This is a genomic window from Ornithinimicrobium faecis (assembly GCF_023923225.1).
Classification (GTDB): domain Bacteria; phylum Actinomycetota; class Actinomycetes; order Actinomycetales; family Dermatophilaceae; genus Ornithinicoccus; species Ornithinicoccus faecis.
Window position 1 is genome coordinate 2,287,002 of sequence record NZ_CP099489.1, and the last position, 13,643, is coordinate 2,300,644.

A 13,643-nucleotide genomic window follows, 5' to 3' on the forward strand; every position below is an offset into this window, starting at 1 on the left:
ACGGGCCGCGGGGGTGGGGTCGCCGTCAGTCTGTGACCTCGAGGATCCCGTGCGCGCCGCGCTCGGCGTCAATCATCAGGTGCGACACGAGCGGATAGTGCCCCGCCTCGGGCAGCACGAGCTCCACAAAGCCGCCCTGGGCGGGCATGAGTCCGAGTGCCTGCCCGCCCCCGGTGCCCTCGCCGTCGACCGCTGAGCCCCCGTCAACCACTGAGCCCCCGTCTGCATCCGACGCTCCACCCGGGCCGCCGAGGAGCCAGCGACCCTCCTGATAGACAGTGTCGAACTGCCCACCGACCACGTGGAAGCTGGTGAGCCGGTTGGGCCCGGCATCCAGCACCCAGATCCGCACCCGGTCACCGGTGGCCACCTGCAGGGTGTGCTCGTCGTACTGGTTGGCGATGCCATTGAAGACCACCAGGTCGGGGTCCTCGGCTGCGATCTTGTCGGCACTGACCTCCGTGGCCTCCTCGGCGTTGTCCGCGACGCTGGACAGATAGACCTCGGACTGCACCAACAGGAGCTCGTGGTCGACCTCGGGCAGTCCCGGCGGGTCGATGATCACCGCACCGGTCATGCCGGCCGCGATGTGCGAGGACATCGGCATCGTCGAGCAGTGATACATCCAGATGCCCGAGCGCTCCGCCGTGAAGCGATAGACCAGCGACTCACCCGGTGGGATCGTGCGCATCGGCTCGTCCGGTGCCAGGGCACCAGCGTGAAAGTCGATCGAGTGGCCCATCGTGCCGTCGTTGACCAGCGTGATCTCGAAGACGTCGCCGACGGTGCCGCGCAGGGTGGGTCCGGGAGCCTGTCCGTTGAAGGTCCACCGCTGCTGCCAGATGCCCGGCGCAACCTCCAGTGGCACCTCCTGGGCGGTCAGGGTGACGCGGTGCGTCGTGGCCTCGGGGGCCGGCTGCAGGGCCGGGTCAATCGGCTGTATGACGGGGAGCGGGTCATCGGTCAGCAGCGGCACAGTGCTGTGGTCGCCCTGGGTGTCACTGCCATGGTCGGCGGGGGCGTCATCGCCGTGGTCGGCGGAGGCGTCACTGCCCTCGCCAGCGACTGGGGGAGCGCCCTGCGTGAGCACCGAGAAGGTCATGCCGGCCTGGCGGTGCCCCACGATCGTGCACCAGCCCTCGATGGGCCCGGAGACGATGTCGATGACGAGCTCCTCGTGCTCGCCATAGCCCAGCCGGGAGGTCTTCTCGCCGCCCAGGGTGAGGTCATGGGTGGTGGCCGGGTCGTCATTGACCAGGTCGATGACCAACCGGTTGCCGAGCGGCACCGTCACGGTGTCGGGTGTGAAGGTCATGCCCGAGGCCGACACCTCAACGTGCGTCGTCTCGCCGGTGGGGGTGACCGATGCGACCGGCACGGCGCTCGCGCCACCGCCCAGCCCGGCCGCGACCGGGTCCAGGCCCACCCCGACGGTGATCGCGACCAGCAGGGCAGCCGTGCCCGCCACGGACTGGGCCAGGGTGAGCGCCGAGGGCGGTCGCTCGACCCGGGCTGTCGGGTCGAGCGGGGGCAGGCCGCCACCAAGAGCCCGCTTGGCACGGATGGAGGTGACGATGGAGGTGATCATGACCGGCAGGAAGGCCGCCAGGGCCAGCAGCACCAGCACCGAGACGGTGACCCGCACGAGGCTGGGCACCGGTGCCAGACACAGGATCAGACCGACATTGATGATGACCAGGCGCAGGGCGGCCAGGGTGTTGAACACCTTCTGCCCGGCCCGCACGACCGATGGGCCACCCCCCAGGGCGGTCGGCATCAGATAGGACAGGGCGCCCGGCAGCAGTTGGGCCGCGAAGCCGACCACAAAGATGCTGGCCAGGGTGCCCAGGGAGTCACTCACCTGGCCGCGCGCGACCAGGAGGATCGTCGTGCCGATGCCGACCGCCAGCCAGCCCAGGGCGCACGCCACCGAGGCCGTGGCGAACTCCCGAGGAGGCCGGCGCCGAGCCGGCACCCAGAGGGCACGGGCCCACCAGGCCAGCCCCGCGGCATACAGCACCAGGCCGGAGACGGTCACCTGGCGCAGGCCCGCCAGGGCGCCCGCGTCGGTGATCACCAGGGCGATCAGCAGGATCGGCAGGGCCTGTTTGGCCAGGGCCTCGGCGCGCGAGTCCATCGGGGTGCGCAGCATCGTGGGCCACAGCGTGATCAGTGTGCCGGTCACGGTGAGCCCGACCCAGCCCAGCAGGTTGGTCATCATGTGCGCGACCAACAGTCGGTCGTGCCAGGACTGGCTCAGACCGAGGGCGAGGGCGGCGCCGAAGGCCGCCCCGACGGGCAGGCAGACGGCGGCGAACAGGTAATAGCGGATCGTGATCCGGAAGCGTCCGGGCAGGGCGTGGACCAGGCGGCGGCGCAGCATCAGGCCGTGCCAGATGACGGCGCTCGAGACCAGGACGGCGCCAGTGACCACCAGCCACCACTGGGTGCTCGGGACCCCGACCATCACCGCTGCCGTGCCCACCAGCAGCAGGGTCAGTCGGCGGCTCTGGTTGGACCGGCTGTCGAGCGCATCGGGGGTCTTCAGCAGCGCCTGGGCAAAGTGGGTGCTCCACACAAAGATCGAGTGCGTCAGCGCTCCCAGGAGCACCAGGTGGACCATCAGCCAGGTGGCATCCGGCACCCACTGGTGGACCAGGGCAACGACCACGGCGAGCAGCATCCACAGCAGCGCCGGGTGGTCGCGCAGGGGCCAGATGCCGCGGGCCTGCGCGCGGGCGCCACGATCGCGGGGCGTCGGGGAGGGCGCACCCTGCGACGGGGAGGGCGGCGTCGGGGAGGGCGGGGTCAGATTCATGCGGTGGCCACCAGATGGACGGCGGTGAGCGCGAGGAGCAGCACCGCGACGATGGTCAGGACGGAGCCGGCCTGATAGGGGAGGGGATCGCCGCCACCGAGCAGGTTGCCGGTGACGCGGATCAGCAGGCCGGTGTGCAGCACCGTGAGTGGCGCCCACAGGACCGGCTTGTAGGGCAGTTTGACCGACAGCACGGCCGGCAGGATGACCGGTGCGTGAGCCATGATCATCGAGATCGCGAAGCCGAGGAAGGTCGCGTGGACCACCGTGTCGTAGGCCGCCGGCATGTTGGCCAGCGGCCCACCGCCGGCGCCCGGGACCGCCCCGAGCGCCCACAGGGTCCCGGCCAGGGCGAGCCACCCATAGCCCATCAGCAGGGCCGCCGAGCTGAAGCGGGGCAGCCCGGTGGCGTTGATCAGTCGCCGGGCCACGTCGTGCCGGGCCAACCAGAGCGTGAGGACGACCAGCGCGAGCCCGAACAGTGGACCGCCCACGGACGGCCAGAGCAGGCTGGTGACCACCCCTGCCGTTAGCAGACCGGACAGGGCGAGCAACTGTTCACCGGCGCCGTCCGGCATCGAGACCCGGGCCAGTTCGGCGCGCTCGGCCGCGATCGTGAGGACGATGAAGGCGACCAACCAGGGCAGGACGGCCGCGAGCTCCACCCGGCTCCACAGTGCGGCACCGCAGCCAGCCAGTATGCCGCCGAGCAGCTGGATCAGGATCGTCACCTCGTGCGAGCGTCGCCAGAGAGCGGCGTAGATCGCCACGAGGGTCAGTGCGCCCAGGACGAGCAGGATCTGACCCAGTGCCGTTGGGGCGGGTGTCAGCAGCGCGATGCCTCCGGCTCCGAGCAGGGCGGGGGCCAGCAGCGCCCACCGTTGGCGCAGGGCAACGGCACGCTCCAGGGCGATGACGGTGCCGAGGAACCCGAGCACCATGAGGATGCCGTGCACGTCGGCCAGGCGGGCGATGCTGACCGGTGCGGGCAGACCCAGCAGCAGGAGGCTGGCGTCCAGCCCGGCCAGCAGGGACACTCCGCCGCCCGCGAGCAGGAGCCACCTGACCTGGCGGTTCACGGGTGTGGGTGGGTGTGACTCGAGCCGTCCGCGTGGCTGTGGTTCTCCGCGTGGCTGTGGCTGTCCCCGTGGGTGTTGTGACTCGCAGCGTCAGCGGTGAGCAGGTGACCGCGGCCGTCGGTGAGGGCCTCCTGCGCCTGTGGCGTGGTGGCGTCCACCCGCTCCCACTCCGTGCCGTCCAGCGACATGGCCGCGGCGGGGAAGAGGCCGTTGTCCTCCTTGTCGATGTGGGTGCGCAGTGCGTGCTCAAACTCGGGGGCGCGCTCGAGGTCACCGCCCGCGACGGCCTCGAGCAGTTCGTCCAGGCTGCTGTGTTCCCCGCACAGCACGTCGATGTGGTCGGTGAACTCCTCCTGCTCGCGCATCACGCTGAACAGGCCGACCTCCTCGGCATGCGTGTGCGGGTTCAACAGTCGGGCCACCACGCGGGCGGTCTCGCGCACTCGCTCCTGATCCCCGGTGGCAGCCGCCCTGACCATCTCCCCGGTGGCGTTGATGATCTCGTCGTGCTCGGCCATGAACCGGCCGACGACGGTGATGGACTGGCAGCCGCAGTATGAGCACACGGTGACATTCTCCTCAGCGGGTAGGGGATCAGCGGCTAGGGGATCTGCGGTGACGCGCTCTGCAGTGAGGGGTTCAGCGGGTCCGGGTCAGGCGCAGCGTCCACGCCTCGGGGCCGGGCACGAGGTACTCGACGTCGATGGCACCGGCCTCGCGGTCGGCGATCTGGGCGAGCAGCGGCTTCGGGTCGTGCGGCGCGACGAGGTCCATCGCGCCGCCCACCTTGACCGCGGACAGGGCGCCAAACACGGTGGCGTGCCGGATGGCGTGCGGGATCGCGCGGACGTCCAACTCGGGCACGGCGACATCGTGCTCACCGCACGCGCAGCCGGACACATCCTGCACGGGAATCTCGCTGGTCATGGTGGTTCCTCCTCGGTTTGCGAATCTGATGGAGTGATTATTACACTCCAAGTGTGAATAAATCGACCCGCCTCGGTCCCGCACCCTGGCGCGCCTCGGACGAGACGGATCAGGCGCCGGCCGAGCGCGTCCTGGCGGCGCTGGCCGAGCAGGCCGGTCCGGTCACCACGAGTGAGCTGGTCGACGTCGTGGCGCTGCACGCCAACACGGTGCGCGCGCACCTGCAGGAGCTCACCGCGGTGGGCCTGGTGACGATGGAGACCCTGCCTCCCGCGGGCCGGGGGAGGCCAGCACACCAGTACTCGATCACCGACCAGGGTCGCGCCGTCCCGCGGGTGAATGATCCCGCCTTCGCGGAATACCGGGGACTCACCACGGCCTTCGCCACCCACCTCGCCGCCCGCTCGGACGACCCCTCGGACGAGGCCCGGGACATCGGGAGGGCCTGGGGCCGCCACCTCGCCACGGGGGAGCAGACTGCCAGCGAGGAGCGGACTGCCAGCGATGACAAGGCTGCCAGCGAGGAGCAGCCCGACGGCGCTGATCCGACGCGCCTGGTGATGCGACTCCTGGCGCGACTCGGGTTCACCCCGGTGCCTCCTGCCGAGACGTCTCCGGGCGAGGGGATCGCCCTGCGGACCTGCCCACTGCTGGAGCTGGCCGAGGAGATGCCCGAGGTCATCTGTCAGGTGCACCAGGGGCTGGTCGAGGGGGCGCTGGACCAGTACGGTTCAGGTGCGACCGATGTCGATCTGCAGCCGTTCGTGGAGCCGGGTGCTTGCCGGCTCCACCTGCGGGACAACAGGCCCACAGGCTGAACACAACTCCATCACGACACGACACCATCGAGGAGCGCGATGTCCGAGCACACGGGCACCACACCCACGCAGGCCCCACCGCAGGCACCCCCGGCCAAGGCCACCGGCAAGGCCTGGCTCATGCTCATCATGGCCACCCTCGGCTTCGCCGTGAACTTCTGGGCCTGGGCCCTGCTCAGCCCCCTCGGCCCCCTGTGGCGGGACGACGGCACGCTCGGCAACATCACCGAGGGAGATGTCGCACTGTTGGTCGCCGTCCCGGTCATCGTTGGCTCACTGGGCCGGATCGTGGTGGGGGCTCTCACTGACAAGCACGGTGGCCGCATCATGTTCCCCGTGGTGTCCCTCGCCACGATCGTGCCCGTGCTGGTGATCGGCTTCTGGGCCCAGAGCTCCCTGATCGCCATCCTGATCACCGGCTTCTTCCTCGGCATCGGTGGCACCGCGTTCGCCATCGGCGTGCCCTTCGTCAATGCCTGGTTCCCACCCAGCCAGCGTGGCCTGGCCATCGGCATCTTCGGCGCCGGCATGGGTGGCACGGCCATCTCTGCCCTCACCACGGTGCCGCTCTATGAGCAGAGCCACAGCCTGCCGTTCGTGCTGACCGCCATCTTCCTGGCGGTCTATGCAGTGGCCGCGTGGCTGATCATGCGCGATGCCCCCGGGCGCACGGCCCCGACCGGGTCCCTCGTCTCGCGGGTGGTCGCCAACTCCAAGCTGTCCATCACCTGGCTGCTGGCCTTTCTCTATGCCGTCGCCTTCGGTGGCTATGTCGCCTTCTCCGTCTACCTGCCGTCCTACCTGAAGGTCGCCTACGAGCTGGACCCGAGCGACGCCTCCAACCGGATGGCAGGCTTCGTGGTGGTCGCCGTCATCTGCCGGCCCCTCGGGGGGTGGCTGGCCGACAAGCTCGGCGCCATCGAGGTGCTGGTCGGCTGCTTCGGCATCGTGGCCGTCGGTGCGGCCATCGCCGCGTTTACGCCGATCCTGGAACACGTCGGCACCGGTGCCTTCCTGGGCATGGCCGCCGCGCTCGGCGCCGGCAGCGGGGCAACCTTTGCGTTGATCGCCAAGGTGACCGAGCCAGCGCGCGTCGGAGGCGTCACCGGCATCGTTGGTGCGGCTGGCGGACTGGGCGGGTTCCTGCCCCCGTTGCTGATGGGCTACATCTACGGACGCACCGACTCCTACGGTTGGGGTCTGATGCTCCTGGCGATCACCGCGGTCGTCGCGCTCGTCCTCACGACGACGGTGGTGCGCAAGAAGCAGGCCGCGCCAGCCACCTGACACGATGCCTCAGGCAGCGTGTCAGGGTGAGCGCATGCGGTTCCAGCAAGCCACCACCGGCGACACGTCAGCAGCGCAAGCGGCCTATCGGCAGATATTGGACCACCTGGCGGTGACCGTGGACTTCCCCCACTGGCACACCGAGAACCACCCAACGCCTGCCGAGGTGGAGTCCTGGGTCCGCGCCGGCGACCTGCACCTTGCGGTCGCCAGCACGGGCGAGATCGCCGGTGTGGTGATGCTCAACCACGAGGCCCCGGACGCCTATCAGGACGCCTCCTGGAGCGTCGACGCGACACCGACGGAGGTGCTCGTGGTGCACGCCCTGGGGGTGACCCCAGGCTTCCTGCGGCAGGGGGTCGCGAGGTTCCTGGTGGATGCCTCGCTCGACCTTGCCAGGCAGCGGGACTGTCGGGTGGTGCGGCTGGACACCTATGTGGAGAACCGCCCAGCCCTCGAGCTCTACACCCGTCACGGTTTCACCGACCGGGGCGTCCACACGCTGCACTATGAGGGCACCGAACTGAGCCAGTTCCACCTGTTCGAGTTCGTGCTCTGACACGGGGGCCGCCCCTGGGTGCTGGGCCTGGGTGTTGGGCCTGGTGACACCATGTGCCGGTGCGCCGCGTCCTGCTCGACATCACCCCCCTGAGGACGTCGCGACCCTATCGCTTCCTCTATCTCGGCACGGTCACCTCCGGCGTGGGCGCCCAGTTGGCCACGACGGCCATCGCGCTGCAGATCTATGCGCTGACGGGATCGTCGTTCGCGGTCGGGTTGGTGGGCCTCTACGCCCTCGTCCCCATCGTTGTCCTGGGGCTGTATGGCGGGGCCGTGCTGGACACCCACGACCGGCGCACCGTCGCGCTGGTCGGCGGGGTGGTGCTGTGGGTCACGGGCGGTCTCAACGTTCTGCAGGCGGCGGTCGGCAACACCAACGTCGGGGTGCTCTACGCCCTGGTGGCCCTGCACAGCGCTGGCTTCGCCATCATGAGCCCGGCCAGGTCCTCGATCTATCCGCGGCTGTTGCCCCTGGAGCAACTCCCGGCCGCCAACGCCCTCAACGTCGCCTCGATGAACATCGCGATGACGGTCGGTCCGCTGCTGGCCGGCGTCATCGTCCAGTTCGGGGGTTACGTCACGGCCTACACGTTGGACGTGCTGCTCTTCACCGCGGCGATGTGGGGCCTGTCGACGCTGCCGCGGATCCGACCAGAACGCGGAGGGCCGGCCCGGGTGCCTGGCCTGTCCAGCGTGATCGATGGTTTGCGCTTCCTGGGCACCCGGCCCAATGTGCGGATGACCTTCCTGGCCGACTTCTGCGCCATGATCCTGGCCCAGCCGCGGGCCCTGTTCCCGGCCATCGCCGTGGTGGCGCTCGCCGGGGGAGAGGCGACTGTCGGCATACTCGCCGCAGCCATCGCCGTCGGCGCCGTGCTGGCCATGGTCTTCTCCGGACCGGTCGGCAACGTCATCCACCAGGGCCGAGCCGTCATCTGGGCCGTGGTGGCCTGGGGCGCCTGCATCACGCTGGTCGGGCTGGCGGTCCTGGGGGCCGGCCGGTGGTTCGGCACGGGCACCGCGCTCCTGCTCGCCTGCCTCGGGCTCGCTGCGGCCGGGGCGGCGGACTCCATCTCCTCGGTCTTCCGCAACACGATCCTGCAGGCGGCCACGCCGGACCACCTGCGGGGGCGCCTCCAGGGGATCTTCATCGTGGTGGTGGCCGGCGGGCCCCGACTCGGGGAGCTCGTCGCTGGCACGGTCGCGTCCGTGGTGTCCGAGTGGGGCGCCCTGGTCCTCGGCGGCCTGGCGTGCATGGTGGCTATGGTGGTGCTGGCCCGGCTGCAACCGGGGTTCGCTGCCTATGACGCGCGCGACCCGCAACCCTGAGCGCGCGCACAATCGCGTCGGGAAGCGACTCCTCAATACTCCTTTAAATCCTCTATTCAGCGGTGATCGTCGCCTTCTCACCGGCGCAATTACAGCATGTTGACGTGGCGTAAACCCAGTGATCATTGAGGATGAAAGTACTGGTCACGACACGGGTGGGCCCCCTCTATCGAGCGCTCCGCTAAACCGCTATGGTGAGCAAAGTCAGCGTTCCCCTAAATTGTGGCGAAAGGGCGTTCCGTGGCGCGGCAACAGGTCAGTCAGGGCCTTGATCTGCTGCGTTCGGACGTGCGTCGCCGGCTCTATTCGCTGCTGTCCGACCTCCCGGCGGGGGCGGGGTCGGCTGCCGAGTCGTCACAGCAGCGTGGCCTGAGTGCCCAGGAGTTAGCCGACGTTGTCGGGCTGCACCTCACGACAGTCCGGTTCCACCTGGATCAGTTGGTGGCTGCCGGACTGCTGACGGCCGTGCAGGCCAGGCCGGTCGGGGCAGGCCGCCCCCGCAAGCTCTATGTCGTGCCCGGCGTGGCTGCCGATGCACCCACCGACCCCGATGCGCTCCAGGCCTATGCGGTGCTGACCGAGATCGTGGGGCAGGCCAACGGCGCCGACGGTGCTCCTGACGGCGCCCTGAGCCAGGGGGCTGACGGTGGGGACGACGCAGAGGGGGCGCAGCCGCGTCCGGCCCTGCTCGAGCAGTCGGGGTGGGCCTGGGCTCGAGACCACGTCGATCGTCTCGCGAGCCGCGTCAATGACCGCTCACCGGCGACCACACCCGGTGCCTGGTTGGGCAAGATCGGTGCGGTCCTGGACCTGCTGGTGGGGTGGGGACACTCGCCGGAGGTGCGGACCGCCGCTGGCGCCCGCGAGGTGGACATTGTGATGCGCGACTGCCCCTTCATGGCCCTGGCCAAGGAACAACCCCAGATGGTGTGCGGCGTCCACCGCGGCCTCCTGCGCGGGGCTCTGGACGCCCTCGGCGAGGAGAGCGCCGAGCTTGACCTGCAGCCCCTTGTGGACTGGCACACGTGCCGAGCCCACCTGACCGTCACCACCCCGTTCGCCGACCGTGGAGAGCAGAGATGACCGACACCACCACACGCCCACAGGCTGACCAGCCGGCCGGCTTCGACGGCCCCCTGTCCGCAGCCCTGGTGGGGACCCGCAGGTTCTTCACGCGCGGCAAGGTCTCCGACGACCAACGCACCCTGTCCCTGGAGGGTGGGCGCTCGGGTGACTCGTTCTATCGCGACCGGTGGAGCCACGACAAGGTCGTGCGGTCCACCCACGGCGTGAACTGCACCGGCGGCTGTTCGTGGAAGGTCTACGTCAAGGACGGGATCATCACCTGGGAGGCGCAGCAGACCGACTATCCCACCACCGGCGGAGACCGGCCAGAGTATGAGCCCCGGGGCTGCCCCCGCGGCGCGGCGTTCTCCTGGTACACCTACAGCCCGACCCGCGTGCGCTACCCGTATGTGCGGGGCACGCTCCTGCAGCTGTACCGCCAGGCCAAGGCGGAGTTTGGCGACCCGGTCGTCGCCTGGGCCAGCATCGTCCAGGACGAGGAGAAGTCCACGGCCTACAAGTCCGGCCGTGGCAAGGGTGGGCTGGTCCGCTCCACGTGGGAGGAGACGGTCGAGATGATCGCGGCCGCCCACGTCTACACCATCAAGCGCTGGGGACCGGACCGGATTGCTGGTTTCTCGCCGATCCCGGCCATGTCCCAGGTAAGCTACGCCTCTGGGGCCCGGTTCAACGAGCTCATCGGCGCCCCGATGCTCTCCTTCTATGACTGGTATGCCGACCTGCCCAACGCCTCGCCGCAGATGTGGGGCGACCAGACCGACGTGCCGGAGTCCGGCGACTGGTGGGACGCGGGCTACCTGATCATGTGGGGCTCTAACGTCCCCATGACACGCACCCCGGACGCGCACTGGATGATCGAGGCCCGCTATCGCGGACAAAAGGTCATCGCGGTGGCGCCCGACTATGCCGAGAACGTCAAGTTTGCCGACGAGTGGGTCGCTCCCGCTCCTGGCACCGACGGCGCACTGGCCATGGGGATGGGGCACGTCATCCTCAAGGAGTTCTTCGTCGACCAGCAGGTCGAGTTCTTCGAGGGTTACACCAAGCGCTTCACCGATCTGCCCCACCTGGTCAGTCTGGTCGAGCGCGAGGACGGCACGTGGGCGCCCGGGAAGTTCCTCGTCGCCGGGGACCTTGAGGGGCACGCGCAGTCCACCTCTGAGAACGCCATGTGGAAGACCGCGGTGCTGGACAGCAGGACCGGCGAGGTCGCGATCCCCAACGGCTCGATCGGTGATCGTTTCGGCCCTGAGGGCGAGGGCAAGTGGAACCTCGACCTGGGGGACATCGACCCCGTGCTCTCGCTCCACGGCGTCACGGACGAGTCGGTCGAGGTCCAGCTGCCCCGCTTTGACGTCGGTGACACGGTTGCCTTCGAGCGGCGGGGTGTCCCGGTCCGCCGGGTCGGCGGGCACGTGGTGACCACCGTGCTCGACCTGATGTTGGCGCACTATGGCGTGGCTCGGCCGGGGCTGCCCGGCACCTGGCCGGAGGACCTGGAGGACCCGTCGGTGCCGGCCACCCCGGGCTGGGCCGAGTCGATCACCTCGGTGCCCTCGCACCAGATCGCCCGGCTGGCTCGCGAGTTTGCGCAGAACGCGATCGACACCGGTGGCCGCGGCATGATCCTGATGGGCGCCGGCACCAACCACTGGTATCACTCCGACCAGATCTATCGCGCCATGCTGGTCCTGACCACGATCACCGGCTGCCAGGGTCGCAACGGTGGCGGGTGGGCGCACTACGTCGGACAGGAGAAGGTCCGCCCACTCATGGGCTTCCAGCACATGGCGTTCGCCCTGGACTGGGTCCGTCCGCCGCGGCACATGAACCAGACGGCCTACTGGTATGTCAACACCAGCCAATACCGCTACGACACCTTCAGCACTGATGACGTTGGCGCCGGGATCGGCGCGTTCCAGGGCCGCTCCATGATGGATCTGCTGGCTCAGTCGGTGCGGCTGGGGTGGACACCGTCCTATCCACAGTTTGACCGGTCCAGTCTGGTGCTGGCCGACGAGGCCGCCGAGGCGGGCACGGACGTCAAACAGTATGTCGTGGAGCAGCTCAAGGAGGGATCGCTGCGGTTTGCGGTCGAGGACCCTGAGGCCGAGGAGAACTGGCCCCGGGTGCTGACCCTGTGGCGCGCCAACCTGTTTGGTTCCTCGGCCAAGGGCAACGAGTACTTCCTCAAGCACCTGCTGGGGACGACCAACGCGGTCAAGGCCACCCAGGCTCCACCCGAGCAGCGTCCCCAGGACATCGCCTGGCCCGACGAGGCGCCCGAGGGCAAGCTCGACCTCCTGATGACGATCGACTTCCGGATGACCAGCTCGACGCTGCTCTCGGACGTCGTGCTGCCGGCTGCGACCTGGTATGAGAAGCACGACCTGAACACCACGGACATGCACCCCTACATCAACTCGTTCAACCCGGCCATCTCTCCGCCGTGGCAGAGCAAGAACGACTGGGATGCCTGGAAGGAGATCGCCAAGAAGTTCTCCGAGCTGGCCGCCGACCACCTCGGCACCCGCAAGGACGTGGTGGCCAAACCGTTGTGGCACGACACGCCGGAGGCGATGGCCACCGTGCACGGCGTGGTCCGGGACTGGAAGACCGGCGAGGTCGAGCCGATCCCGGGCCAGACGATGCCGGTCCTGGTCGAGGTGGAGCGCGACTACACGCAGATCCACGCCAAGATGACGGCGGTCGGCCCTCTCCTGGAGAAGGTCGGCATGGTCACCAAGGGCACCAAGTACGACCCGACAGACTTTGTGGAGCGCCTGCGCATCATCAACGGAACGGTCCGCGGCGGTGTGGCCGACGGCCAGCCCAAACTGGAGACGGATGTGCATGTCGCAGAGGCGATCATGCACCTGTCCGGCACCACGAACGGGCACCTGGCCACCCAGGGGTTTAAGGACCTGGAGAAGCGGACCGGCGTGCAACTGCACGACCTGTCGGCCGAGCACGAGGGCAAGATCATCACCTTCGCTGACACCCAGGCGGCGCCCGTGCCGGTCATCACGAGCCCGGAGTGGTCCGGCTCCGAGAGCGGCGGGCGGCGCTATGCACCGTTCACCATCAACATCGAGCGGTCGAAGCCGTTCCACACCCTCACCGGGCGCCAACAGTTCTATGTCGACCATGACTGGATGCTGGGCATGGGGGAGGGGCTGCCGACCTACCGGCCGCCGCTGAACATGACGCTGCTCTTCGGTGAGCCCGAGATCGGTGCCCAGAGCGGCCCCAAGGAGCAGCTCAGTGTCTCGGTCCGCTATCTGACCCCGCACAACAAGTGGTCGATCCACAGTGAGTATCAGGACAACCTGTTCATGCTCTCGCTGTCCCGCGGTGGCCAGACGATCTGGATGTCCGACCTGGACGCGGACAAGATCGGCGTGCTGGACAACGACTGGATCGAGGCCGTCAACCGCAACGGAGTGGTCGCCGCCCGCGCGGTCGTCAGTCACCGGATGCCGGAGGGCACCGTCTTCATGCACCACGCCCAGGACCGGCTGATCGACGTGCCGCTGACCGAGACGGACAACAAGCGCGGCGGCATCCACAACAGCCTGACCCGGATCCTGATGAAACCCAGCCACCTGATCGGCGGCTACGCCCAGCTGTCCTACTTCTTCAACTACATCGGCCCGACGGGCAACAACCGCGACGAAGTGACCACCATCCGCAAGCGCACCGCGCCGGTCACGTACTAACACGCACGGGGGCTCCGCC

General features: G+C 69.0%; 10 protein-coding genes. 6 read left to right on the plus strand and 4 right to left on the minus strand.

Going from position 1 to position 13,643, the window contains the following annotated elements:
* Window positions 1–25: 25 nt before the first annotated feature.
* From NF556_RS10630 to NF556_RS10645, 4 genes are all read right to left on the minus strand, one after another.
* Window positions 26–2,818 (minus strand): multicopper oxidase domain-containing protein, encoded by a 2,793-nt coding sequence (locus tag NF556_RS10630; protein ID WP_252595638.1) that lies wholly within the window; start codon window positions 2,816–2,818, stop codon window positions 26–28.
* Complete coding sequence (locus tag NF556_RS10635; RefSeq protein ID WP_252595640.1) at window positions 2,815–3,897, minus strand: hypothetical protein; 1,083 nt, start codon at window positions 3,895–3,897, stop codon at window positions 2,815–2,817. The genes NF556_RS10630 and NF556_RS10635 overlap by 4 nt, the downstream gene beginning before the upstream one ends.
* Window positions 3,894–4,463 (minus strand): hemerythrin domain-containing protein, encoded by a 570-nt coding sequence (locus NF556_RS10640; RefSeq protein WP_252595642.1) that lies wholly within the window; start codon window positions 4,461–4,463, stop codon window positions 3,894–3,896. The genes NF556_RS10635 and NF556_RS10640 overlap by 4 nt, the downstream gene beginning before the upstream one ends.
* A 73-nt stretch (window positions 4,464–4,536) precedes the next feature.
* The gene (locus NF556_RS10645) at window positions 4,537–4,824 is read right to left on the minus strand and encodes a DUF2249 domain-containing protein (RefSeq protein WP_252595644.1); all 288 of its coding nucleotides are present in this window, start codon (window positions 4,822–4,824) and stop codon (window positions 4,537–4,539) included.
* A gap of 53 nt (window positions 4,825–4,877) precedes the next feature.
* On the opposite strand from NF556_RS10645, the gene NF556_RS10650 reads away from it, so the two are divergent.
* The 6 genes from NF556_RS10650 to NF556_RS10675 all read left to right on the plus strand — a co-directional run bounded on the left by NF556_RS10650 (window position 4,878) and on the right by NF556_RS10675 (window position 13,624).
* Window positions 4,878–5,642 carry a helix-turn-helix transcriptional regulator gene (locus NF556_RS10650; RefSeq protein WP_252595645.1) on the plus strand — a complete coding sequence of 255 codons (765 nt, stop codon included), beginning with the start codon at window positions 4,878–4,880 and terminating at the stop codon, window positions 5,640–5,642.
* 39 nt (window positions 5,643–5,681) lie between these two features.
* Window positions 5,682–6,929, plus strand: coding sequence for an MFS transporter (locus NF556_RS10655; protein WP_252595647.1), 1,248 nt, complete (start codon window positions 5,682–5,684; stop codon window positions 6,927–6,929).
* Between the two features lie 34 nt (window positions 6,930–6,963).
* Window positions 6,964–7,488: a GNAT family N-acetyltransferase gene (locus NF556_RS10660; RefSeq protein ID WP_252595648.1), complete on the plus strand. Its 525-nt coding sequence runs from the start codon at window positions 6,964–6,966 to the stop codon at window positions 7,486–7,488.
* A 59-nt stretch (window positions 7,489–7,547) separates the two neighbouring features.
* Window positions 7,548–8,819: an MFS transporter gene (locus tag NF556_RS10665; RefSeq protein ID WP_252595650.1), complete on the plus strand. Its 1,272-nt coding sequence runs from the start codon at window positions 7,548–7,550 to the stop codon at window positions 8,817–8,819.
* Window positions 8,820–9,059: 240 nt separating this feature from the next.
* Window positions 9,060–9,902, plus strand: coding sequence for a helix-turn-helix transcriptional regulator (locus NF556_RS10670; protein WP_252595652.1), 843 nt, complete (start codon window positions 9,060–9,062; stop codon window positions 9,900–9,902).
* Complete coding sequence (locus NF556_RS10675; protein ID WP_252595654.1) at window positions 9,899–13,624, plus strand: nitrate reductase subunit alpha; 3,726 nt, start codon at window positions 9,899–9,901, stop codon at window positions 13,622–13,624. The genes NF556_RS10670 and NF556_RS10675 overlap by 4 nt, the downstream gene beginning before the upstream one ends.
* Window positions 13,625–13,643: the final 19 nt, after the last annotated feature.